Below are 21,360 nucleotides of genomic sequence, written 5' to 3'. Positions count from 1 at the left end.
TGCCGACAATTCGACTGTCAACCGAGGCGTGCGTTGTTTTCAGCCGCCGGTGTCAGTGGCGCTGGCCGAGAAGGCTGTGTGGTAGGCCACATCGCCTCGCGGGAAGCTCCCAGTAAACGAAAGGGCCTGAAAGTACTCTGCCGGCACGCCAGCATAGATCAGGCCGTCAACGGCCCGGAAGCCAAAGCGGTCGTAGTAGGCCGGGTCGCCCAGCACGACGCAGCCAGCCGCTGCCCTGGTTTCGAGTGTGGTGAGTGCACAGGTAGTCAGTCTTGAGCCGATGCCGCGTCCCTGAAAGGCCGGAAGCACGGAAAGCGGTCCCAGGCCGAACCAGCCAGTTTCTCCGCTGGTCAGCCGAACCGGAGATAGAGCGATATGCCCGACCGGCTCTCCCGCTACATGGGCCACCAGTGAAGGCGTCAGAGCACCGGCGCGGCGCAGTTCATCGACAATGTAGTGCTCGGTATGGTCGCTGTGCGGGGCATTCAGGAACGCCTGCTGGGTAATCCGCCGGATATTTTCAGCGTCGTCTGGGGTTTCAGGTTTGATGTCGATGTCCAAGGCGGGCTCCGGGCTGGGGTGTGAGATTTATGAGTTGTATCAGGCAGGCCTGCCCAGACTGGCAGTGGCCGGTGAAGCACTGATAAGGGCAGGCGGGACTGCCTCCGCCTGCTCTCCTTATTGTGGTTTAGGCTGTTGGTAGGTGCTCAGCAGAATCTGGTCGAGGATGGAGGTGGCGCCCCAGGGTTTGGGATCGTTGAGTATGGCCACCACTGCCCAGTCCTGGCCATTGCTGTCGCGGCTATAGCCGGCGATGGCGCGGACGTTGTTCAGAGTTCCGGTTTTGATGTGTGCCTTGCCCTCCAGCGGTGTTCGTTGCAGACGCCTGCGCATGGTGCCGTCCATTGCTGCCAGCGGCATTGAACTGCGAAATTCGGCTGCATAGGGGCTGCGCCAGGCTGCTTCAAGAATGGCAGCCATTTCTCGCGCGCTGATGCGTTCGGCGCGGGACAGGCCGGAGCCATTCTCCAGCACCAGATGCGAGGCGTTGATACCCTTGTTCGCCAGCCAGTTGCGGATGACCCGTTGAGCAGCCATGGCATCGTCCTGATCAGCTTCGCTGCGGAATTGTGCGCCGATACTGAGATACAGCTGTCGGGCCATGGTGTTGTTGCTGTACTTGTTGATGTCGCGGACGATCTCCACCACGTCCGGGGAATAGGCACGAACCAGCAGACGGGCGTCCTCGGGCAGCGGGCCGAGCCGATCCTTGCCGAGAATCTGGCCACCCAGTTCCTGCCAGATGCTGCGCACGGCACCAGCGGCATAGCTGGGATGGTCGAGCAGCGACAGGTAGGTCTGGGCGCTGCATCCTTCAGGTAACTGGCCGGTGACGATCAGGGTGGTGCCGTCGAACTGTTCCACGGCGTTATAGCGTACGTCGGGCCAGGCAGGGCAGGTGCCGGCTTTAAGCAGGCGCACCTGATTGTCGATGCGTATCGAGGGTAGTGGTGGGTCCATGGCAATGGACACCTTGCCGCCGTCGGCACGGGTGACGAAACGCTGGGCCTTGAGGTTGACCAGCAGAGCGTCAGGAGTTACCAGGAAGGGCCGGTTGGCGTCGCCGCCATCGTCATTGAAGGCCGGTAACTGAGGTTCGACGAAGAAGCTGCGATCGAGTACCAGATCACCCTGTACCTGACGTACGCCATGGATGCGCAGGTCGCGCAGCAGCAACCAGAGTTTCTCCATGTTCAGCTTGGGATCGCCTCCCCCCTTGAGGTAGAGGTTACCGTGCAGTACGCCGTTATTCAGTGGTCCATCAGCGTAGAACTCGGTCTTCCATTGATGGTTGGGGCCGAGCAGCTCCAGGGCCGCATAGGTGGTGACCAGCTTCATGGTAGAGGCCGGATTGAGCGAAACGTCGGCGTTGAATTGCAGCCCGTTGCCTTGGCCGGACAGCGGAACTGTCATTACGGCCAGGGAACTGGCGGGGATTTTGTTGGCCTTCAGGGCCTGCTCCACCTTGGCAGGCAAGGTGCTGCCGGCGGCCTGTCCGCCGAGGCTGAGGGAAAGCAGCAGGGCGCTCAGTGCCAACTGGCGAAACCGCTGAGTCATGGGCGAAACCTTGCGTTGTAAGTCGGGGAGTACGTCGGACGGACAAGTGGGTGTCCGAACCGGATAAATTCGTCAACATTATGCAGCAACAAGCGACGGCAATCTGCAGTATCGGGGCCGGTGTCAGACAGAACGGGCTATCTGTTGGCGAAACTGCTAGAGTGCCGCGGTTACCATCTGTAAGGAGTGTCCCATGGCGACCAATCGTTCCCGCCGTCTGCGCAAGAAGCTCTGTGTCGACGAGTTTCAGGAGCTGGGGTTTGAACTGACCCTGAATTTCAAGCCGGATCTGAGCGATGCCGTGCTCGATGATTTCGTCGACCAGTTCCTCGATCAGGCCATTGCCGGCAATGGTCTGGACTATGTCGGTGGTGAAGACTACGGTCTGGTCTGTCTGGCCAAGCGCGGTTCGGTCAGCGAGGAGCAGCGTGCGGCCGTGGATGCTTGGCTCAAGGGTCGTGACGAGCTGGAGAGCTTCGAGATCAGCCCGCTGCTTGACGTCTGGTATCCGGAAAAGCCGGTCAACCAGGCTTGAGGCGAGATGCGACGGGGGCTTAAGCCCCCGTTTCGCTTTTTAGTGTCGCCAGAATCGCCTGGTCGTCGACTTGGTCGATCTGCTCGGGGAGCATGAACCGTTCGGCATAGCGGCGGTGGATGCCGCTGCGTATGAGCAGAGCGAACAGTTCTGAGTCGATGTGGGCTGTGTGGCACATGCCGAGCATGATGTTCAGCGCTTCCGACAGGGTCTTTCCCTTCTTGTAAGGACGGTCGGCCGCTGTCAGGGCTTCGAGGATGTCGGCAATGGCTATCATTCGCGCAGGCAGTGACATTTGTTCGCCTTTCAGTCCCCTGGGGTAGCCGCTGCCATCCATCTTTTCGTGATGCCCGCCGGCGATCTCCACCACCTTCCGCAAATGCGGCGGGAAGGGCAGGCAATCGAGCATCCGGATAGTCTGCACGATATGGTGATTGATGAGATAACGCTCCTCAGGAGTCAGGGTGCCACGGCTGATGCGCAGGTTATGCAGCTCACCGCGGTTGAATTTGTATTTCGGCTCTTTGAGTTGGAAGCCCCAGCGGTTGTCTGGTGCAATGCGCTCCTGTTCGGGGCGCTCGATCAGGTGTTCGGGGCGGTCTGCCAGAAGTGGCTCTTCCACCGGCAGAATGGTGGGTTCGCGCTCCAGTCGACGAGCTTCTTCCCAGGACACCCCCAGACGTTTATCCAGGGTGCGCAGCCAGCGGCGTTGAGCGATCCGTTCGAGACGCTGCAGATCCGTTTCGGCCAGTGTTTCCCCGCCCAGGTTGAGATGGGCGACAAAGGCAAATTCGTCATCCAGAGTGGTCAGCGTCTCTTCGCGTCTGGCTGCCAGCGCCACGCTGTCGCCCCCTTGTGAAAGCTCTTTCCAGTAGTCGATCCAGGCGTCGCGCTTGAGCACCTCAAAGCGCATGCGCACCTCATGAATGCGGTCGTAGAGAGTTTCCAGCTTGGTAGCTTTATCCACCACGTATTCAGGGGTGGTGACTTTTCCGCAGTCGTGCAGCCAGGCGGCGATATGCAGGGCTTCCCAGTCGTGCTCGCCGGGGTGGTAGTCGCGAAATGCCGGGGCGTTGCTTTCAGCTGCGGCGCGAGCCAGCATCAGGGTGATTTGCGGCACTCGCTGGCAGTGTCCCCCGGTATAGGGGCTCTTGGCATCGATGGCGCCGGCGATCAACTGGATGAAGGCATCCAGCAGCTGTTTCTGACGCGATAGAAGGCGCTGGCTTTCTATGCATAGTGCGGCGCTGCTGGATACGGCGTCGACGAAGGCTATGCGTTCGGCGCTGTGCATGGAGTCGCGGCCTTCGCCGCAATCACGTTGCAGCAGAACCAGCACTCCCACGGTTTCGCCCTGACGGTTGTGCAGCCCGGCTGCGATCAGGTGCAGACGTGGACTGTCGGCCAGCGACAGCAGGGGACGAAACTCACCAGCCTGGTCGAAACCTATCGAAATGGCGCTGCTGGCTCCTCCGCTGGCGGGGCGGCGCAGCCACTCGGGCAGTTGCGGGTCGTCCGGAGTCAGGGGGTGCAACTCGGCGTCATCCAGTTGGCGGCGTTGGCCGTCGAGAATCAGTCCCTGTGGTTCCAGGCGACCGCTTTCGCTGTCAAGCAGATAGAGCAGTCCACCTTGGGCACCGCTGACCGACACGGTGGCGTCCATGATTCGTCTGAGCAAGGTGTCGAAATGAGGTTCGGAGCTGAGGCTGGCAGCAATGTCGAGAAAGCTCGACAGGCGTTCTTTCATGCTGCTCATCGAGATGGCCAACTGATCCACCTCGAGAATCGGCGAACGGCCGCTGGCCGGATGGGAAAAGTCGAATCGGCGGATGGCTTCAGCTTCGTTTACAAGGCTGCGTAACGGTCTGACTACCAGGCGAGAGGTCAGCCAGCCCAAGGGCAGGCACAAGAGCAGCGTCGCCAGGGTAATCAGCGCCCCCTGCCAGCGGATGCGGTAAGCGTCGCTCAGTAGCTCCTGCTCCGGAACCAGAAGAATCAGATGCAAGCCCTGCGGGCCACCTTCCTGCAGATGGCGATGAGCTGCTATCCAGCGTTGTCCGGCCAGCTCCAGTGCTCCCGAACCAGATGTGAAAAGGTTGCCTGCAAGCAGTTCGCCGAACGCCGGGTTGAGTTCGGTGGCTTGTGCCCGTGTTGGCTGGTCTTCATTTTTATCTAGTAGCCGATTGCTGTCGGAATAGGCCACGGCCAGGCCGCTGGCGTCTGCCAGTAACACCTCGCTGCTGGGGGTGACGCGGTGGCGGGCCAGGGTGGCGGAAAGATCCTCCAGGGTCAGATCTGCTCCGAGCACGCTGCTCAGTTCACCGCGACGTGCCAGGGTGGTCCCCACTTCCTGGGTGGAGAAGAACAGATAGGGTTCAGTGCTGATCTGCTTTCCATCATGACGCGCCTGCTGGAACCATGCACGAGTGCGGGGATCGTAGGATTCCTCGGTACGCGGTCGACGATCCAGCAGTTGCAGTGAGTCGTCGTAGAACAGGTACTGGCTGTGCAGGGCCGAGGGAGTTCGGTCGATCGACCAGATCTGGAAGGCGGAGTTTTCCGGTGCTTCAAATTGTTCTCGTGTCTGCTCGTCGCGCAGAGGGCGCACCATGAAGAAGTCGCCGTCCTCGTAGCCCAGATAGAGTGATGCCAGCTTTGGGTTGTCGCGTAGTGCCTGGGCGAACAGTGGCAGCAACAGTAGACGGCTCTCCAGATTTTCGGCTGCGGTCGCCGGGTTCAGCGCCAGCAGGCTGAGCAGGTGACGGATCGGCTGGTAGGTGCTCTGCAGATCTTTCTCCACATCGTTCTGTATGCGCTCGAACAGCGCCTCGCTGCTGGTGACGATCAGCCGGCTGGTTTGTTGATAGTTGAACAGGCCGAGAAATATGCCGGTCAGTAGCAGAAGCAGGGTGAAGAGTGCGCTGATGTGGACGTGCAGAGGGAAACGGCGTTCGTTGCGAACGGCGGTGTTGGGCATCGCTCTTCACTCCTGGCCGGTGCTGCGGATTGTTCACAGCATAGTGAAGGAGTGACTGTTCTGCCGGCAGATTTGATGCCGTATTGCCTTTATGGCGATGGAGGTGGCAGGTTGGTGGTGTCTGTCGACTTTTCCAATTGCAGGCGCAGGCCATAGAACAGCAGGGCCACTGCCAGTGTCAGAACCACCCCAAGCAGCGCATTGAGCAGTCGCAGCTCGGCCAGATGCCAGTCCTGAGCCAGGCTGTCGCTCAACAGCACGAAGCAGAGACTTGTCTGCAGCACGAACAGGCCGTAACTGTTGGCTTGCAGGGCGCGAGTAAGAGTGATCAGCATCAGCAGAGATATCACCATCAGCGGCGGGCTTTGCAGGCTGTGGCCGAACAGGATCAGCAGGCCGGCAGCGATCAGGCTGGCCAGACTGGCTTGTAGTGTACGAATCGGGCTGCCCTGAAAATCCAACTGCAGGCTGGTCGCGACGATCAGGGTCAACCAGTAGCCACGGGGCAGTGCGGCCAGGTTGACGATGAATCCTGCGCTGGCGAAAGCCAGCATGCAGGCCAGAGCATGCGGCAGCCACTGGCGGCGTGGCAGACGCCGGGCGTGTCGTCTGAGCACCTTGAGAATACTCAACAGACGCGGCATGTAGGGCCAGGTGCGCAAGCCATGCAAACCTCGCAGGCCGAACGCCAGCAGCATGACCCAAAGGCCGCCGAGAGTGAACAGTGCAGCTACGGCATAGGGATTGTGCAGATTGCCGAGACCCAAATGGCCTTGACCCAGGCATAGGCAGATGCACAGGCCGATAGCGAGTTTGCCGGCCTCTCGGCCGAAGCGCTGCAGCCATGCCAACAACAGGCCAAAGGCGGCAAAGACTGTCAGGCTGGCCAGAGGATCCCTGCCTGCCCAGAAGCCAAGGGCGGCACTGCAGGCACCAAGACCGCTCAGCAACAGCATCCGCAGCATGCCGAAACGATGCAGCGGATTGGCCTGGGCAGCCTGAAAGGCACCTGCCGAGGCCCAGAGAAAGCCACTATGGCCGGTGAACAGGCCCAGCACCAGCGGCAGGGCGCAGCCCAGCGCGGCAATGACTGCAGCTCCCCAGGCCGGTGGCCCTGGGTGCCAGGCGAAGCTGTTGCGGGTTTTGTTGCTCATGGAGTAGCTGAACGCCCGGTCATCTCTCTTGCCATTTCCGTTGCGTAGCTGTCGGTCATGCCGGCGATGAAATCGATTACGCGCATGAACGAACGGTATAACGGCCAGCCTGGCTCCGGAGCATAGTAGCTGAGCAGGTCGAGGATGCGTCGGTGACGGAATGACGAAGCTCGTCCGCTATGTAGCTCCAGTGCAGCCCCGCAGAAGGCATTGAGCAGGATCTCTAGGGTCGTGTAGGCGCCGATTTCGTGCAGAGTCTTGCGCTTGTCATGGAAAATCTTCTCTCGTGCAAGGGACTTGGCTCGCTGCACGCAGTGCTTTGCCGCGCCGTGCATGTGCTCTACCAGATCGCCCTGCAGATGCCCGGCGAGCAGGGTGTGCTGTTGTTCGACGAAGGCGCTGGCCGCTGCATTGGTCAGGTGCTCGATGGCCTTGCCGCGCAGGATGGCCAGCTTGCGCCGACGTGAGTCGCGCGGGCCGAGCTGGCGGTAGGTTTCCGGCAGGTCATCGCCTACCAGGTCGAGTAGCAGGGCTTCCACTTCGCTGTAGTCGAGCAGCTCCATCTCCACGCCATCTTCCAGATCGATCAGGCCATAGCAGATGTCGTCTGCCGCCTCCATCAGGTATACCAGCGGGTGACGAGCCCAGCGTTGATCGTCTAGCTGCGGCAGCTCCAGCCGGGTGGCGATTTGTTCAAGCAGCGGCAACTCGCTCTGGTAGCAGCCGAACTTATGTTTTTTGTAGCCCTGTGCTTCGGCGTGCCGGGCAGTCCAGGGGTATTTCAGATAACTGCCCAGGGTGGCGTAGGTCAGTCGCATGCCGCCGTCGAACTGGTGGTATTCCAGTTGAGTAAGCACGCGAAAGCCTTGGGCGTTGCCTTCGAAGCTGAGAAAGTCGGCGCGTTCGGCGTCGCTCATGGCGTCCAGCCAGCCGCGTTCGGCGGCCTGACGGAACCAGTGGCGAATGGCATCTTCACCCGAATGGCCAAACGGAGGGTTGCCGATGTCATGGGCCAGACAGGCGGATTGCACCACCATGCCCAGGTCGCTCGGCGTGCACCAGCCCGGCAGTTCGTCGCGCAACATCTCGCCCACACGCATGGCCAGTGAGCGGCCGACACAACTGACTTCCAGTGAATGGGTCAGGCGGGTGTGGATATGGTCGTTGCTGGTGACCGGATGCACCTGCGTCTTGCGTCCAAGACGGCGAAACGCGCCAGAGAAGATGACGCGGTCATGATCCTTGTGGAAGGGGCTGCGTCCCAATTCGGCAGAGCTGGGATCCGGTTTGCCAAGTCGCTCGCGAGTGAGCAGGGTATGCCAATCCAAGGCCGTTCCTCGACAGGTTGCTCCAGGCTCTCTAGCTTCGGTGTTCAGCTCGGCGTCTGCAAGTCCGTCGACGGGCAAGGGGCCTGATTAACGCTGTCGGCGCAAAAGTGGCATGAGCAGTAATGCCAGACGCAGCCAGCGGCGCCAGCCACGCTTGCCGCCAAGCACGCCAGCCAGTGCCATGACGCCGCCACTCAGCAAAAAGGGAGCTGATCCCTTGCGCAGGCGATGGCCGTAGTCGCGTACCTGACGGATTGGCTGGGTGAACTGCAGCATTTCGTGGCGCAGCTCCTGGCGATGGACTTCCAGACGCATGCGCAATACGGCCTTGCGCAGTTGCCGGGGGGAGGAGCCGGTAGGCGGGGTGGGCAGGGTCATGGCAGCAATTGCTCCCGATCACGTTGCAGTTCTTCCAGGCTGGCGCTGAACGGTGCCTCGGCATGACGCAGGCGGTGCAGAATCAGCACTGTACAGCCAAGCGCGGCCAGTCCGTAGAACAGACAGAGACCGCCAGCCACCAGCACGCGATGGCTATCCCAGTAGAGAATCAGCAGAAGTGCAGAGAGGCCGATCAGCAACAGCAGGGCAAATATCAGAGCCAGTCCTGTGAGCAGGATCAGGCTCATTGCCTGATTGCGCTGATCCTCCAGCTCATGGCTGAGCAGGGTCAGGTGACCCTGCAGCAGCCCCAGCAGCGCCGCAGCCAGACGGCGGGGAGATGGCCCGCTGGATTGGCTCATCAGCGGCGACAGAGCAAAAAACCGAGCAGAAGACCGGCGATGGCCGACAGCCCGAGTGCCTGCCAAGGGTATTTGTGTACATAACCCTCGGTTGCCTCGATTGCTTCTTTGCCGCGTTCGCGCAGGTTGGTTTCAGCATCCTGCAGGGTTTCCCGTGCCCGGTTTAGGCTGTTGCGGATTTCCTCGCGCAAGGTCTCGGCCTGATCTCCCGCCAGCTCGGCGGACTGTTGCAGTAGTTTCTCGGTGTCACTTACCAGTGCCTGGAACTCGTCCAGCAAAGTGTCTGGAGTTTTCTGCGTTGCGGCTTTGCGGGGCATGGTGCGCATCCTCTGCGTTGGGTGTGTAGATCTTACGAGTACATTCTTCGCCGAGGGTTCCGCAGGGGAGCATTACTTTTGATCCTGTAGCCTGCGTGTTGTCAGGCCTTAAACGACAATGCCCGTATCGATTGATACGGGCATTGTTGGCAGACAGGGAGTCAGTCGCGGCGTCCTTCGACGGGTTTGCCGTCGACACTGCCTTCCTTGAGCATGATCTGGTATTCCTTGCCGTCGGTTTCTACCTGGTGCAGGCGAACCAGCAGGTGGCCCCAATCCTTGGCGAACCAAAGTATCGTCTTACGCGAGCTCTGCGTTGGGTCACGCACGCGCTCTACCTTGATTGCGTCGATCAGACCGGCCTTGGTGCGAACCACTTCAGGGCCCAGAACGCGGAAATCGTAGGTTTCGATCTCGTCACCGTCGACTACCTGGTAGCTGACGCTTTTCTTGCCTGCGGCCACATCCTGCTGCAGGGCTAGCTGGTAGGTGGATTTGTCCAGAAGGCCACGATTGAGAGGGATGCGCACAGCATCGTCGCGGTCGTTGCCAGTTACCAGCTTGCGCTGCCAGTCGAAGTTATGGGCGACTTTCTTGCCCTTGCCCAGTCCGCTGCGGTTCAAGCGGTAGGTCAAGGGTTTCAGACTCTGGTTCTCGAGGCGAAACGTGCTTTCCTCGGTAAGGCTGGCGACCAGCATCGAAGCATGGAAACTGAGTTTCCAGCTGCCATCGCTTTCGCGCTTGAGGCTGCGCTCGGCGCTGCCGCTGACTGGCAGTTGCTTCCAGTCGGCGGTATAGCTGGCGGAAAAGGGTTGCAGGTCGGCAGCCAGCACGGGCAGGCTGAACAGAGTCAAGGCGAACAACAGGGCACGACGCATAGAGTCTCCTAGGTTCGGATCAGATGGCCGCTGGCAGGCAACAGCTTGCCGTCCAGCATTGCGCCTTGGGCGCCAAGACGCAAGCGGCCTTCGGCAAACCAGCGGACAGCCAGAGGGTAGATCCTGTGTTCCTGCTGATGAACACGCTGGGCCAGGCTCTCGACTGTGTCGCCTGGCAGAACTGGCAGTACAGCCTGTACGACCAGAGGGCCACCATCGAGTTCCTCGGTGACGAAATGTACGCTGCAGCCGTGTTCGCTGTCTCCTGCTTCCAGCGCACGCTGGTGGGTGTGCAGGCCCTTGTACTTGGGCAGCAGCGAGGGATGAATGTTCAGCAGGCGGCCAGTGTAGTGGTTGACGAACCCGGGCGTGAGTATGCGCATAAAGCCGGCCAGCACCACCAGCTGCGGGTCGAAGCCGTCGATGGCCTCGATCAGCGCAGCGTCGAAGGCCTCGCGGCCGTCGAACTGCCTGTGATCCAGCACCCGGGTGGGGATGCCGGCGTTCTGCGCACGGACCAGGCCGTAGGCATCGGCGCGGTTGGAAATCACCGCGGCGATACGCGCCGGGTTGCTATCCTGGGCGATGCTGTCGATCAGCGCCTGCAGGTTGCTGCCGGAGCCTGAAATCAGGACGACAATGTTGCAGTCGGCCATCAGTGGGCTTTCAGGTTGTTCAGCACGACCTGCTCGGCGCCGGCAGCAGCCTCTGCGATCTGGCCGATGACCCAGGGCTGCTCGCCGGAGTCGCGCAGGCTGGCCAGCGCCGCCTCTACCTGGTCCTGGGCCACGCAGATGACCATGCCGACGCCGCAGTTCAGTACGCGGTGCATCTCATGCTCGTCGACATTGCCCTTCTCCTGCAGCCAGTCGAACACCGCCGGGCGGGTCCAGCTGGCCACGTCGATCACCGCCTGGGCGCCTTCCGGTAGCACGCGCGGGATGTTGTCGAGCAGGCCACCGCCAGTGATGTGGGCCATGGCCTTGACTGCGCCGGTGCTCTTGATCAGCTTGAGCAGCGGCTTGACGTAGATGCGGGTCGGCGCCATCAGCAGATCGGCCAGCTTCTTGCCGTCCAGCTCGGTGGCTTCGATGTCGGTGCCGGAGACCTCGAGGATCTTGCGGATCAGCGAGTAGCCGTTGGAGTGCGGGCCGGAGGAGGGCAGGGCGATCAGCGCGTCGCCGGTGACCACCTTGGAACCGTCGATGATCTCGCTCTTCTCCACCACGCCGACGCAGAAGCCGGCCAGGTCGTAGTCCTCGCCCTCGTACATGCCGGGCATCTCGGCGGTCTCGCCGCCGACCAGGGAGCAGCCGGCCAGTTCGCAGCCGGCGCCGATGCCGGTGACCACAGTGGCGGCCACGTCGACGTTGAGCTTGCCGGTGGCGTAGTAGTCGAGGAAGAACAGCGGCTCGGCGCCGCACACTACCAGATCGTTGACGCACATGGCGACCAGGTCCTGGCCGATGCTGTCATGCTTGTTCAGGTTCAGCGCCAGGCGCAGCTTGGTGCCGACGCCGTCGGTGCCGGAAACCAGCACGGGCTGCTTGTAGCCGGCGGGAATCTCGCACAGAGCGCCGAAACCACCCAGGCCCCCCATGACTTCCGGACGTGCGGTGCGCTTGGCTACGCCTTTGATGCGTTCGACCAGGGCTTCACCGGCGTCGATGTCGACACCTGCGTCCTTGTAGCTGATGGAGGGTTGCTTGCTCATGTGATCCGGCCCTTGAAAGGAGTTCGTGTAGGCGCCGTCGAATGAGGCTTGCGCTATGCAAGGCCGACATCCGTACCGGCTGGCGAAGGCGCGCGATTTTATCAGGGTTGCCCGGCAGCAGCCACTCGCACAGGCTTGTCTGATCGTCCACCAGGCTGGCTGGACTTGCGCTGCCGCTCAGGATAGCTGTTGGGCAGTACCGGTGATGCATCATGGTACAGAAAGCTATTCAAAAGCCGGGCCTGCGGCACGTAAACTCCAGTTCTCATTTCCGGGGCGTGCGCACGGCCTTGCCCGGCTGTCGTGACGACCTGCTGCTGATGCACTACTTTTTGCGAGAGTCTGCCATGCGTCCGTTCATTGTCTTGCTGTCCCTTTGTCTATCGCTTCTGAGCCTGGCGGCCGTTGCGGCGCCGGTTGCCGGTTTGTATCAGGTGCGCGAGGTGGTGGCGGATCAGCAACCGGAAAATCGCGAAGCTGCCATGCAGCAGGCGCTGCAGACTCTGGTGCAGCGTCTGACGGGCGATGCCCGGACTTTGCAGAATCCTGCTCTGGAAGGCCTGCGCAAAGATCCGCAGCAGATCGTCAGTCAGTTCAGTTTCGATGGCGATGCGCTGGTGGTGGAGTTCGACCCGGCGAGTACGGATCGACAGCTGCGTCAGGCCGGGCTGGCTCTGTGGGGCGCCAACCGTCCAGCAGTATTGACCTGGTGGCTCAACGAGTCGCCCGAGGGCAGCCAACTGGTCGGGGAGAGCCAGGCCACCTCCGCCCTGCTGAATAGCGCTGCCCAGCACCGTGGACTGCCGTTGCGCCTGCCGCTGGCGGATCTGGGCGAACAACTGCTGGCTAGCGGTGAAAAGTTGCTGGCCAGTGATCCGCAGGCTTTGCGTGAAGCTTCCGAGCGCTACGCTGCCGATGCCCTACTGGCGGTACAGGCGAAAGAGGGCGCGGATGGCTGGCAGGCGACCTGGCGTCTGTGGCTGGGCGATGAGCGCGAGCAGGGGCAGGTCAAGGCCGCCGATCAGGCCGCTCTGGCCGATGCGGTGATGCTGGCTGTGAATGAACGACTGGCCCCGCGCTTTGTGGTGCGTCCCGGTGCGGCGCAAAGCCTGACGCTGGTCGTCGAAGGTGCTGATCTGCAGCGTTACGCCTCTCTGGAACAGTTGCTTGAGCCGTTCGCGGCGCGTTTGCTGACTGTCGACGGCCAGACCCTGAGCTATCAGGTCAGTGCCAGTCCGGAGCAGTTGCGGGCTCAGTTGGCGCTGGCACATCTGCAGGAAGTGACTGAGCCGTCGCCCGAGTTGCCACAGGCGGAAGACGGCGCGCAGGTACCGCAAGTGATGCCGCGCAACGATCCGTTGCGCTTCCGCTGGTAGACTGCTGGCCGCTTTCTGGCTACCAGGACAGGTGCCGGCAGAGTGGCCGGCGTCGTTTCGCATCGAGGGCGCGAACATGACCGAATCTTCTCGCTGGCTATGGATGGCCGGGTTCCTGCTGCTTGGCTGGTTGCTCTACCTGCTGCATCCGATATTGTCCCCCTTTCTGGTTGGTATTCTGCTGGCTTATCTGGGGGATCCACTGGTCGACCGTCTTGAGCGCCACCGGCTGTCGCGCACTGGTGCAGTGGTGGTGGTGTTCACCCTCTTTTCGTTGCTGCTGCTGATTTTGCTGCTGGTGCTGATACCCATGCTCGGCCGGCAGCTGGTGCGCCTCTACCAGCTGGCGCCGGAAGTCCTCGATTGGCTGCAGGGTACTGCCTTGCCCTGGTCGCAGACTCATCTTGGTCTGCAGGGCGATCTGCTACAGCTCGACCAGCTCAAGCAGGTGTTTGCCGAGAACCTCGGCAAGACCACCGGGGTGGTCAAGCTGGTGTTGGCGCAGGCTACGTCATCCGGGCTTGCTCTGCTGGCCTGGCTCGGCAACCTGTTGCTGATTCCGGTAGTTAGCTTCTACCTGATGCGCGACTGGGACGTGTTGGTCGAGCGTGTTCGGCACCTGCTGCCACGCCAGCGTGAGGCACTGGTGGTGCGGTTGACCGGGGAGTGCCATGAAGTGCTGGGAGCGTTTCTGCGCGGCCAGCTATTGGTGATGCTGGCCCTAAGTATCATCTACTCGGTCGGTCTGATGCTGCTGGGACTGGAGCTGGGCCTGTTGATCGGCGTACTGGCAGGGCTGGCCAGTATCGTGCCCTACATGGGCTTTATCGTCGGCATCGGTGCGGCGTTGGGTGCGGCGCTGTTCCAGTTTGGCCTGGACCCATACCCGCTGATCGGCATCGGCGTGGTATTCATGATCGGCCAATTGCTTGAAGGTATGGTGCTGACGCCGATGTTGGTGGGCGACCGTATTGGCCTGCATCCGGTGGCGGTGATCTTTGCCATTCTCGCTGGAGGACAGCTGTTCGGCTTTACCGGCGTGTTGCTGGCTCTGCCAGTTGCTGCGGTAATCATGGTTCTGCTGCGCCATGTGCATGATTTGTATAAACTTTCTGACCTTTACGGTGAATCATCGCCAAGTGACTGATTTTTAAGGGTTTTCTTTCGGGTCTTTTTGCATTGTGTCGAAGAAGTGTCGAAACCATCCAGCGGATTGAAGCGCACAGCCTCCCGCAGATGAGACGGCGACAGGTGCGCATAGCGCATGGTCATCGCCAGCGATGAATGACCTAGAATTTCCTTGAGCGCCAGGATGCCACCACCGTTCATAATGAAGTGACTGGCGAACGTGTGGCGCAAGACGTGGCTTGCCTGACCCCGAGGCAGCTTGATACCGCTAGCCTTGAGCGCAACGCGAAACGCACGCATACAACTGGTGAAGCGGCCATGAATGGCAAAATGCTCGGTAAGGCGTTTAGCCAGGTCGGAGCTAATAGGCACCGTGCGGACTCGCTTCGACTTTGTATTAACGAACGTGACGGTATCGTTCCTGACAAGCTCAGGCCGCAGACCTTCAGCCTCTGACCATCTAGCACCCGTGGCGAGACATAGCTCAGCAACAAGGCGAACGCTTCTAGAGCGGCTACCATCGAGAGCATCGAGCAGTTGCTTAATATGGTTAACCGTCAGGTATGTTAGCTGCGACTCCTGAAACTTGAGGGGCTTGAGCCTGGCCAGCGGGCTTGAATAGTCGATATCGCCCAGGCGATACAGCTCATTGAAAACCGTCTTGAGGTAGGACAAGCGATTGTTGATCGACTTTGGCTTGGCACCAGATTCGAGTTCACGGCGACGCAGGTCTACAACAGCGGACCCAGTGAGCTTGCGGGCTACAGGATCACCCAGGCGCTTGGCCATGAGCTTAAGGGCATTGGTTCGACGCTGACCGCTGGTTATGGCGTGGCCGTGCAGGTCATACCAGCGCTGAATAACCTCACTCAGGCGACGGTTATCCTTTGGCTTAGGATTCCAGCTTGCCGGCTGAATACACTCAGCACGACGCATCGCCTCAAACCGAAGCGCCTCAGCTTTGGTTTTGACGATCTTGCGGAACCGCTTGCCCTTAACCGGCTCTACATCGACCTTCCAGCGGCCGTCCGGTAGCTGTTCAATAGCCATCAGACGGCACGCCCCCAACGCACATGGCGTTCTTCGAGAATGCCCTTGATGTGCTTGTACAACCCGTCTTCATCCATGCCCTTGGCGGCATAGTGGTCGCGGATCACCGGCCAGCACTCCCAATCCTTGAGCCGGTGAAATGCTCGCCTAGCGCCCACTCGCTCCCGTGCCAGCAGGCTGACGAAGTTTCCCAGAAACAGCTCCACGTTCTTGCCGGAGAAGCCCCGCGAGGTTTTGTATTGGCGCTTGTACTCAGTTTCATCCACCAGGGAATCCACCGGCAGATCGACGCGCACATCTTCACGGATCAGCGTCCAAATCGGCTCAAAGTAGCCAGGGCGAGCCAGTAGCTTAAATTGGCGCAGGCCATAGCGCCACAGCCCGTCAAGGTGCGGAGCGAAGGCAGCATAGCTGTCGGTTTCGATGGTTTCGCCGGATTTAAGATCAAACGAACCGGAGGCGAATTGCTGGATCACCGAGTGGTGATAGCGCAGCTCGACACGCCAGACGTCCTGCTCCGGGTTGTAGTTGTCCGGGTCAGCTTCATCGAAACTATCGCGACGCCTCCAGACACCTTCCCAATAGTCGAGCTTGTCGATGGCCCGGGCCTGTTCGGTTTTGTTGTAGATCGCCAGCTGGACGCCACCAGCAGAGCCGAAGAGGTAGGACTGGCCTTTACCGTAGGTGGCAGACTCCAAAGTCCACTGAATTTCCTTGATGCCGGAGATATCGCGGGCAGCGCGTGCGCGGCAGTGCATACGGGCGACCAGATCGGCGGGCGGTTGCCAGCCCTGGAGATCTAGCGCGAGGTGAACGGCGCACTGGTTGCGCTCGACGTTGGTCAGGACGTGGCTGGCGTAGTAGTCCATGCGCTCTTGCAGGCGCTCGGGGCAGAACTGATCGATGGCGTGCGGTGACACCTCGATTTTCAGGTGGGGGCCGATGTTCTCGATTTTGGCGTTGAAGTTCTTGATCAGCAGGATGATGCCCAGGTCAGCGTTCTGGAGCTTGTACTGGTAGCCAGAGTCCTTGCTGACACGCCCGGAGTGCCAACGCTGGCCAGCGAAATCGACGATGGTGCCGGGCTTATCGAACAGGCACATGATTTCCGGGCGGATCAGACCGCGATAGAGCTGGCGGACGGTATCGACGCTGCAAGCCAGGATTCGGACTTTTGACAGGTCGGTGATACGAGCAGTTGAGCTATCGAAAAACAGGCGACCGGTCGGAGTTTCCTGGAACTCATGATTTACCCGGATCAAGTCTTTTACTGCCATTTTCTAATGCTCCAAATAGTGCCGAATCGACACGTTTAACCTTGGTTTATCTGACGTGCTACAGGGACGTCAGCGGATCGGCTGCGCCGCGCTGGCACCGGCGCCGGTTGCGCTACGCTGACCAGCGCCGGTGTCAGGTTCGCGGCGCGCCGGATTCACGGACGGCACCGGGTCGATCACGCTGGTAACAGCGCCACGGCCAGTCCAAGGGGTGACCCGTTCGCCATCGAGGTCGCAGTACATATCCAGCTGCCCTGGGAAGAAGCGGCATTCGCTGATGGGCACGATGCGTGTCCCTCCACCGTTGGAGACGAGGACGACGCGAGCGGTCTTGCTCACGCGCTGGGCGCTGCCGGTGTTCTGCCAGTAGGTGCCCTGGGTTGGGGGCGGCTCGGGTGGGGGCGTTGGTTGCCAGCTGCCGGTGGGCGACATGACGTAGCCGCCAACGCGCCAGGTGGTGGACATGACGGGGCCATCAGGCTTTGCGTTGTAAACCGCAGATGCAGCTCGAACAGTCCGGCTTTGAGGCTCTAGCTCGGCCTTGGCCTTGACCGGGGCCGGTTCGACGTAAATTGCCTGAGAGGGAGCTGGCTCTGGCGAGAAGAACCGGTTGATGCCGTATACGCCGAAGGACGCGCCGCCGACCATGATCGCGACGAGCCCCCAAAGGCCCCAGGAGCGCCACAGGGAGCCTCGGGTATCCGCGACCGATTCATCACCCACGCCGCCGCTCTGGCTCTGGGTGGCCGACTGATAGTAGCGATAGACCTCGGGCTTGAATTTGCCCGCGGTCTGGCGAAGCAGTGCCGACCTGGGAGGCCGGGGCCCGGTGACGGCACCCCGATAGATATCGACGCGGTAAATCTTTTTGCTCTTCTTCACCATCCGGTAGGTGGTCTCGACCAGAGCACGCGCCCAGGAAGCGATCTGTGCAAGATCCTGCGTGACCAGGACGACACGCATGGAGCGGCCCTTGGCATCGACCCGGTGACGGTGTTCGGCCAGCAGTGCCTTGTCTTCCAGTCGGGCCGCGTTGGCCTTCATGCCGTTGGGCCAGCGCCGCCACAGTTCATCGAGTACCAGGACGGAGCCGGGCGGAGCCAGTTCGCCCAGGTCGGCACGCTCGAACCAGTCTTCCGGCAGTTGCTCGATGGTGCCGCCGAAGTCGACCAGGAGCGCGTCCACATCCAGCGGAATATTGGTTACCACATGCCGCCCCTGTTTCAGGCTTGGAATGATGACATGCTCGACTACGCCATAACTCTTACCGTGGCCGGGAAGTCCCGTATACGCATCGATAGCCATAAGATCACCCGATGAGCGGAATGCGGCGAATCACGAAACGGATTAAGAACGCAAGCAGAACAACAGGAACTCCGTAGTCCAGACGAAACATGGAGGCGAAATAAACGACCTCAGGCGGGATCGATCCAAACGCGTCACGCGCTGTATAGAAGAAATCCGGAACGGGGATAGATTCGAAGAATGAAACTATGCCCTCTGCAATTTTCGAGAAGACCCACTGGGGAAATGTTTCTAGCCAATCAACAAAGCTGTCATAGGCGTCTTGCAGCCATTTAAATACAGCAAGGAAGAAGTCTTTAATCCAATCAATAAAGTCATTAATCTTTTTGAAGATTGCATCCAATCGCTCTTTAAGCCAGTCGAGCATAACCCCATCCCCTTATGCAGAAAGCACAATACGAACGGCCACCAAACTCCAGAAAGCCAGCATGATAGAGGTGAATATCCCGGAAATTTGCGGCCAGAGCGTGCAGTGCGATTCGAACAGGATCGTTTTGCCGAATAGTTCAACTGATCCGGCAGGACATGCACCCACGCCGGACGGAAACTGTATTCCAGTCACGGCAGTAGCAATAGGTGAGTTCGAGATGCCGTTATATATATTTAATAGCGAGTCGCTATAACCCGGTATAACTTGCTGACCGTCATAATATGTAGGGCCTATAAACTCACAGTCACCCTTATCGCACAGTCCTGGTCCTGATCCATAACCACCAAAGCCGCCGCCTTCCCCATCTCCATCGCCATCCCCGTTGCCATTACCCGAGCCGGAGCCGCCGCTGCCGCCACCACCTGCGCCGTCCCCACTTCCCCCGGAACCGTTGCCATCGCCGTCCCCGCTGCCATTGCCGTTGCCGTCACCGCCCCCGGTGTTGCCGCCGCCCGTATCACCACCACCGTTCGAGCCGCCACCGGAGTTGCCACCGCCTGAGCCGCCATCGGAGCCACCGTCATTACCGCCGCTATCGCCACCACCGGTGTCACCACCAGGCGGATTGTTATCGTCCGGGTCTTTAACACAGGTGGTGCCAGACCACGAATAACCGGGCATACCGGCACACGGGTTATTGGGATCAGAGGGCGGAACATCTGGCGTATCGGGAGGGTTGAGGGCGTCGCCGGGAGCCCCCGGAACAGCATCTGACCCAGCGCAAGTTTCACCGTTACCGGTGCCTACATGGTTACAAAACCCCGAGTTAGTAGAACCGAGATCAAAGAAACAACTACTAGGCGAAAGCGCTATGTCATAACTACAGCCACCAGAGCAAACTGTAGAACCATGAGGAAAGCTCTCAAGTACATAATTCTTGCCGCCTGAGTTAAAGACAGGACTACTAGGCGACTTAAAGATTTTGGGGGACAGGTTTGAGCAGTCAACAGGAGGAGCAGCACAAGAAAGACCATCAGGCGCGATGCCATCAGGACATTGCTCGACATGCCGAACCCATGTCCCGATATGCCAAATCTGCCCATCCGGGCCTCTCGTACCTTTACAGTCTCCCGATGCATCGGCGCTCGTGACCTGGGTCAACTTGTAACCAAACTTGCTAGCAAGTGCCTGGCAGGCGGCCTGATAAGTGGAGAACGGCCCAACCGTTTCAGTTTGCGCCGTATACGGAGACTGGCCACTTGCAGTGTAAGTAACCAGTTCATCGCCATAAACCGGGAGCATCCAGAACAACAGCAAAGCAGCAGACACATGAAGCGGCAAAACCGACATCATCAATCACCACCTCGAAAAAATGGCGTAAGCGCAGGCACAGCCAATGCAGAAGAAGGCGAATTCCCACAGCGCTTGCATGACGACCTCGCAATGAGAAAGGCCGGCGCTAGGCCGGCCTGGGTGATGGAACGATTTAGCTCCGCAGGAAGCCAAGGATGATGCGAGCGCCCTTGATACCGGCGTACACGACCGCCAGCAGGCCAGCGACTGCCAGAACGCCGGTGGCGATGGTGGAGAAGCTGATGCCATCGGTTACAGTGCTGTAGTCCCAGGCAAAAGCCGAGGTACCGACCGCCACAAACGGCAGGGCGAGTGCCAGATCGCGGGAGACGCGTTTCAGTTGTTTCATAGTGATACTCTCCAGAAGGTTCAGCCGCGCCGGATGAAGTCGAGAATGGCTTTGCAGCCGATCCCGATCAGGAGCACGGTGGTTACGAGGGAAAATCCGATCCCGAACAACTGGGCCAGAACCGCTGGATCCAATTGGCTCGGGTCGAACTGTTCAGGCAGCTGGATCAGCACCCAACTGCCAGAACACAGGGGCGCACCGCCTGTATCGACCGATACAGCACCGTCACAGGTGAGCGCGTAAATCATTCGCCGGAAAACTCAGTGTCAGATTCGAAGGGCTCGCAGTCAGGACAGACTGCGAAATGAGGCGGCAGACGAAGATCAGGCAGCAGGTCGCTTTGCGGCGCAGGCAGCGCCATAAGCTTGCCCATATCGTTTCCGCAGCAGTCGCAGAAAACCCGATCTTCGATCAGCATGGCCGCCCCTCCCGGTTAGTTGGCCTTCACCTGTTGCTGCTGTTGGGCGGCTTGCGGGGCCGGTTTGCTGGCCTGAGCCAGCTTGGCAGACTCGACGTGCAGGACGATGAACTTGCCGGCGTTCTTGGAGCCGCGTTCGATCTCGACGGTTACGCGGGCGGTTTCCAGCACGTCGAGGCCTTTGCAGGCGTTCCACACTTCTTCGCGGACGTCTTCGGAGACTTGCATCGAGAGCAGCGAAATACCCACGTCCTTTTCGCCGTCCGGTTCGTCGCCCAGGTACAGCTTGACCAGATCCACGTTGTCGAACTTCACGCGCTCAGCGCTGATGAATGCCAGTTCCATAGTGGTGCGTGCCATGTTGTGTTTCCTCGCTTGGTTGCGCGTTATTGCGCGGGTTTGCCTTTCAGCAGGCCGAGCGAGTCCACACGGGCAAACTTTCGTTTTTTTGCCCGAGGTGGTTTTCTCGACTTGCCGGGGTTTTCAGTTGCCGCTTGTGCAGCCAATTAGTTCGTTAACACCAAGGGCCGCGGCCCTTGTCATCCCGTTTCGCCACCGCCGACCGCGACTGGCGGGGATTGCGCGGTTCGGTCAGGCAGACCGCGCGGGCCAGTCACGGACGCCGGAGGCGACGAGGTTTGCTGGTCGCTGCCGACGCGGGAGCCGTCCATACGGCCAAACCAGTAGCCGACCACCAGACAGTTGATCAGCAGCAGGCCAAGGATCAGCAGCGAAGGCAGGTCGAGAACGATCATGCCCGCACATCCAGCAGATCCAGGCTGGCCTGACATGGCACCGCCTCCCGCACCTTGCCGTTCAGCACGTCGATGACATGACGGCCCCATTGATCGGCGATGGCATCGGCGATGCCCTGATAGGTGCGGGAACGGTTCTTCCAGCGATCCGGCCCCGGTGCCATGTAATGCACCACCGGAGCGCGGCCTTCGACAATCTCGGTGGGCCGGAGCAGCGG

At 60.4% G+C, this 21,360-nt stretch carries 24 protein-coding genes and 1 pseudogene; 3 read left to right on the top strand and 22 right to left on the bottom strand.

Features of this window, described 5'->3' with window-relative positions; translation table 11 throughout:
• Window positions 1-39 precede the first annotated feature (39 nt).
• Together NCCP436_RS16955 and dacB are read right to left on the bottom strand one after the other, a co-directional pair.
• Window positions 40-561 carry a GNAT family N-acetyltransferase gene (locus NCCP436_RS16955; RefSeq protein WP_220805146.1) on the bottom strand — a complete coding sequence of 174 codons (522 nt, stop codon included), beginning with the start codon at window positions 559-561 and terminating at the stop codon, window positions 40-42.
• A 117-nt stretch (window positions 562-678) separates the two neighbouring features.
• Window positions 679-2,118: a D-alanyl-D-alanine carboxypeptidase/D-alanyl-D-alanine-endopeptidase gene (gene dacB, locus NCCP436_RS16950; RefSeq protein WP_220805145.1), complete on the bottom strand. Its 1,440-nt coding sequence runs from the start codon at window positions 2,116-2,118 to the stop codon at window positions 679-681.
• 193 nt (window positions 2,119-2,311) lie between these two features.
• Here dacB and NCCP436_RS16945 point away from each other — a divergent pair, with 193 nt between their 5' ends.
• Window positions 2,312-2,653 (top strand): YggL family protein, encoded by a 342-nt coding sequence (locus tag NCCP436_RS16945; protein ID WP_220805144.1) that lies wholly within the window; start codon window positions 2,312-2,314, stop codon window positions 2,651-2,653.
• A 19-nt stretch (window positions 2,654-2,672) separates the two neighbouring features.
• Here the strand turns inward: NCCP436_RS16945 and NCCP436_RS16940 are convergent, their stop codons facing one another.
• From NCCP436_RS16940 to purM, 9 genes are all read right to left on the bottom strand, one after another.
• Window positions 2,673-5,630: an HD domain-containing phosphohydrolase gene (locus NCCP436_RS16940; RefSeq protein WP_220805143.1), complete on the bottom strand. Its 2,958-nt coding sequence runs from the start codon at window positions 5,628-5,630 to the stop codon at window positions 2,673-2,675.
• A gap of 89 nt (window positions 5,631-5,719) precedes the next feature.
• The gene (locus NCCP436_RS16935) at window positions 5,720-6,784 is read right to left on the bottom strand and encodes an FUSC family protein (protein ID WP_220805142.1); all 1,065 of its coding nucleotides are present in this window, start codon (window positions 6,782-6,784) and stop codon (window positions 5,720-5,722) included.
• Complete coding sequence (locus tag NCCP436_RS16930; RefSeq protein WP_220805141.1) at window positions 6,781-8,112, bottom strand: deoxyguanosinetriphosphate triphosphohydrolase; 1,332 nt, start codon at window positions 8,110-8,112, stop codon at window positions 6,781-6,783. The genes NCCP436_RS16935 and NCCP436_RS16930 overlap by 4 nt, the downstream gene beginning before the upstream one ends.
• An 87-nt stretch (window positions 8,113-8,199) precedes the next feature.
• Window positions 8,200-8,490 carry a hypothetical protein gene (locus NCCP436_RS16925; RefSeq protein ID WP_220805140.1) on the bottom strand — a complete coding sequence of 97 codons (291 nt, stop codon included), beginning with the start codon at window positions 8,488-8,490 and terminating at the stop codon, window positions 8,200-8,202.
• Window positions 8,487-8,852: a phage holin family protein gene (locus tag NCCP436_RS16920; protein WP_220805139.1), complete on the bottom strand. Its 366-nt coding sequence runs from the start codon at window positions 8,850-8,852 to the stop codon at window positions 8,487-8,489. Before NCCP436_RS16920 ends, NCCP436_RS16925 begins: the two co-directional genes overlap by 4 nt.
• Window positions 8,852-9,169, bottom strand: coding sequence for a YqjD family protein (locus NCCP436_RS16915; protein WP_220805138.1), 318 nt, complete (start codon window positions 9,167-9,169; stop codon window positions 8,852-8,854). Before NCCP436_RS16915 ends, NCCP436_RS16920 begins: the two co-directional genes overlap by 1 nt.
• 161 nt (window positions 9,170-9,330) lie before the next feature.
• Entirely contained in the window at window positions 9,331-10,047 is a 717-nt protein-coding gene (locus tag NCCP436_RS16910) for a DUF3108 domain-containing protein (RefSeq protein WP_220805137.1), read from the bottom strand.
• Window positions 10,048-10,055: 8 nt separating this feature from the next.
• Window positions 10,056-10,703 carry a phosphoribosylglycinamide formyltransferase gene (gene purN, locus NCCP436_RS16905; protein WP_220805136.1) on the bottom strand — a complete coding sequence of 216 codons (648 nt, stop codon included), beginning with the start codon at window positions 10,701-10,703 and terminating at the stop codon, window positions 10,056-10,058.
• The gene (purM, locus tag NCCP436_RS16900; protein ID WP_220805135.1) at window positions 10,703-11,761 is read right to left on the bottom strand and encodes a phosphoribosylformylglycinamidine cyclo-ligase; all 1,059 of its coding nucleotides are present in this window, start codon (window positions 11,759-11,761) and stop codon (window positions 10,703-10,705) included. Before purM ends, purN begins: the two co-directional genes overlap by 1 nt.
• Before the next feature lie 347 nt (window positions 11,762-12,108).
• Here purM and NCCP436_RS16895 point away from each other — a divergent pair, with 347 nt between their 5' ends.
• Both NCCP436_RS16895 and NCCP436_RS16890 read left to right on the top strand, forming a co-directional pair.
• On the top strand, window positions 12,109-13,137 hold the full coding sequence (locus tag NCCP436_RS16895) for a DUF2066 domain-containing protein (RefSeq protein WP_220805134.1): 1,029 nt from the start codon (window positions 12,109-12,111) through the stop codon (window positions 13,135-13,137).
• 76 nt (window positions 13,138-13,213) lie between these two features.
• Complete coding sequence (locus tag NCCP436_RS16890) at window positions 13,214-14,284, top strand: AI-2E family transporter (RefSeq protein WP_220805133.1); 1,071 nt, start codon at window positions 13,214-13,216, stop codon at window positions 14,282-14,284.
• Here the strand turns inward: NCCP436_RS16890 and NCCP436_RS16885 are convergent.
• From NCCP436_RS16885 to NCCP436_RS16835, 11 genes and pseudogenes are all read right to left on the bottom strand, one after another.
• Window positions 14,257-15,315: a tyrosine-type recombinase/integrase gene (locus tag NCCP436_RS16885; protein ID WP_220805132.1), complete on the bottom strand. Its 1,059-nt coding sequence runs from the start codon at window positions 15,313-15,315 to the stop codon at window positions 14,257-14,259. The genes NCCP436_RS16890 and NCCP436_RS16885 overlap by 28 nt on opposite strands.
• Window positions 15,315-16,592 (bottom strand): hypothetical protein, encoded by a 1,278-nt coding sequence (locus tag NCCP436_RS16880; RefSeq protein ID WP_220805131.1) that lies wholly within the window; start codon window positions 16,590-16,592, stop codon window positions 15,315-15,317. The genes NCCP436_RS16885 and NCCP436_RS16880 overlap by 1 nt, the downstream gene beginning before the upstream one ends.
• A gap of 69 nt (window positions 16,593-16,661) precedes the next feature.
• Complete coding sequence (locus NCCP436_RS16875) at window positions 16,662-17,897, bottom strand: zonular occludens toxin domain-containing protein (RefSeq protein WP_220805130.1); 1,236 nt, start codon at window positions 17,895-17,897, stop codon at window positions 16,662-16,664.
• 4 nt (window positions 17,898-17,901) lie between these two features.
• On the bottom strand, window positions 17,902-18,264 hold the full coding sequence (locus NCCP436_RS16870) for a hypothetical protein (RefSeq protein ID WP_259651517.1): 363 nt from the start codon (window positions 18,262-18,264) through the stop codon (window positions 17,902-17,904).
• 12 nt (window positions 18,265-18,276) lie between these two features.
• The gene (locus NCCP436_RS16865; protein ID WP_220805129.1) at window positions 18,277-19,620 is read right to left on the bottom strand and encodes a methyltransferase; all 1,344 of its coding nucleotides are present in this window, start codon (window positions 19,618-19,620) and stop codon (window positions 18,277-18,279) included.
• Between the two features lie 133 nt (window positions 19,621-19,753).
• On the bottom strand, window positions 19,754-19,969 hold the full coding sequence (locus NCCP436_RS16860; protein WP_220805128.1) for a major capsid protein: 216 nt from the start codon (window positions 19,967-19,969) through the stop codon (window positions 19,754-19,756).
• A 20-nt stretch (window positions 19,970-19,989) separates the two neighbouring features.
• Entirely contained in the window at window positions 19,990-20,217 is a 228-nt protein-coding gene (locus NCCP436_RS16855) for a hypothetical protein (RefSeq protein WP_220805127.1), read from the bottom strand.
• Window positions 20,214-20,387, bottom strand: a complete 174-nt coding sequence (locus NCCP436_RS16850) for a hypothetical protein (RefSeq protein ID WP_220805126.1) — start codon at window positions 20,385-20,387, stop codon at window positions 20,214-20,216. The genes NCCP436_RS16855 and NCCP436_RS16850 overlap by 4 nt, the downstream gene beginning before the upstream one ends.
• A gap of 15 nt (window positions 20,388-20,402) precedes the next feature.
• Window positions 20,403-20,747, bottom strand: a complete 345-nt coding sequence (locus tag NCCP436_RS16845) for a hypothetical protein (RefSeq protein ID WP_220805125.1) — start codon at window positions 20,745-20,747, stop codon at window positions 20,403-20,405.
• Window positions 20,748-20,926: 179 nt separating this feature from the next.
• Complete coding sequence (locus tag NCCP436_RS16840) at window positions 20,927-21,142, bottom strand: hypothetical protein (protein WP_220805124.1); 216 nt, start codon at window positions 21,140-21,142, stop codon at window positions 20,927-20,929.
• Window positions 21,139-21,360 (bottom strand): annotated as a pseudogene (locus tag NCCP436_RS16835) (hypothetical protein); the annotation flags it as partial. The gene NCCP436_RS16840 and the pseudogene NCCP436_RS16835, both read right to left, overlap by 4 nt.

Origin of the sequence: Pseudomonas sp. NCCP-436 (assembly GCF_019656335.1) — a bacterium.
Lineage (GTDB): Bacteria > Pseudomonadota > Gammaproteobacteria > Pseudomonadales > Pseudomonadaceae > Aquipseudomonas.
Note: the sequence above shows the minus strand (reverse complement) of the source record. Positions and strands in the feature narration are given on the sequence as shown.

What these genes read in the sequence shown, in the direction of transcription:
- NCCP436_RS16850 (WP_220805126.1), bottom strand. Translation starts at nt 20,387, where the DNA reads ATGCTGATCGAAGATCGGGTTTTCTGCGACTGCTGCGGAAACGATATG.
- NCCP436_RS16890 (WP_220805133.1), top strand. Translation starts at nt 13,214, where the DNA reads ATGACCGAATCTTCTCGCTGGCTATGGATGGCCGGGTTCCTGCTGCTT.
- NCCP436_RS16915 (WP_220805138.1), bottom strand. Translation starts at nt 9,169, where the DNA reads ATGCCCCGCAAAGCCGCAACGCAGAAAACTCCAGACACTTTGCTGGAC.
- NCCP436_RS16885 (WP_220805132.1), bottom strand. Translation starts at nt 15,315, where the DNA reads ATGGCTATTGAACAGCTACCGGACGGCCGCTGGAAGGTCGATGTAGAG.
- NCCP436_RS16865 (WP_220805129.1), bottom strand. Translation starts at nt 19,620, where the DNA reads ATGATGTCGGTTTTGCCGCTTCATGTGTCTGCTGCTTTGCTGTTGTTC.
- NCCP436_RS16925 (WP_220805140.1), bottom strand. Translation starts at nt 8,490, where the DNA reads ATGACCCTGCCCACCCCGCCTACCGGCTCCTCCCCCCGGCAACTGCGC.
- purM (WP_220805135.1), bottom strand. Translation starts at nt 11,761, where the DNA reads ATGAGCAAGCAACCCTCCATCAGCTACAAGGACGCAGGTGTCGACATC.
- NCCP436_RS16945 (WP_220805144.1), top strand. Translation starts at nt 2,312, where the DNA reads ATGGCGACCAATCGTTCCCGCCGTCTGCGCAAGAAGCTCTGTGTCGAC.
- NCCP436_RS16845 (WP_220805125.1), bottom strand. Translation starts at nt 20,747, where the DNA reads ATGGCACGCACCACTATGGAACTGGCATTCATCAGCGCTGAGCGCGTG.
- NCCP436_RS16895 (WP_220805134.1), top strand. Translation starts at nt 12,109, where the DNA reads ATGCGTCCGTTCATTGTCTTGCTGTCCCTTTGTCTATCGCTTCTGAGC.
- purN (WP_220805136.1), bottom strand. Translation starts at nt 10,703, where the DNA reads ATGGCCGACTGCAACATTGTCGTCCTGATTTCAGGCTCCGGCAGCAAC.
- NCCP436_RS16910 (WP_220805137.1), bottom strand. Translation starts at nt 10,047, where the DNA reads ATGCGTCGTGCCCTGTTGTTCGCCTTGACTCTGTTCAGCCTGCCCGTG.
- NCCP436_RS16920 (WP_220805139.1), bottom strand. Translation starts at nt 8,852, where the DNA reads ATGAGCCAATCCAGCGGGCCATCTCCCCGCCGTCTGGCTGCGGCGCTG.
- NCCP436_RS16840 (WP_220805124.1), bottom strand. Translation starts at nt 21,142, where the DNA reads ATGATCGTTCTCGACCTGCCTTCGCTGCTGATCCTTGGCCTGCTGCTG.
- NCCP436_RS16935 (WP_220805142.1), bottom strand. Translation starts at nt 6,784, where the DNA reads ATGAGCAACAAAACCCGCAACAGCTTCGCCTGGCACCCAGGGCCACCG.
- NCCP436_RS16940 (WP_220805143.1), bottom strand. Translation starts at nt 5,630, where the DNA reads ATGCCCAACACCGCCGTTCGCAACGAACGCCGTTTCCCTCTGCACGTC.
- NCCP436_RS16860 (WP_220805128.1), bottom strand. Translation starts at nt 19,969, where the DNA reads ATGAAACAACTGAAACGCGTCTCCCGCGATCTGGCACTCGCCCTGCCG.
- NCCP436_RS16875 (WP_220805130.1), bottom strand. Translation starts at nt 17,897, where the DNA reads ATGGCTATCGATGCGTATACGGGACTTCCCGGCCACGGTAAGAGTTAT.
- NCCP436_RS16880 (WP_220805131.1), bottom strand. Translation starts at nt 16,592, where the DNA reads ATGGCAGTAAAAGACTTGATCCGGGTAAATCATGAGTTCCAGGAAACT.
- NCCP436_RS16855 (WP_220805127.1), bottom strand. Translation starts at nt 20,217, where the DNA reads ATGATTTACGCGCTCACCTGTGACGGTGCTGTATCGGTCGATACAGGC.
- dacB (WP_220805145.1), bottom strand. Translation starts at nt 2,118, where the DNA reads ATGACTCAGCGGTTTCGCCAGTTGGCACTGAGCGCCCTGCTGCTTTCC.
- NCCP436_RS16870 (WP_259651517.1), bottom strand. Translation starts at nt 18,264, where the DNA reads ATGCTCGACTGGCTTAAAGAGCGATTGGATGCAATCTTCAAAAAGATT.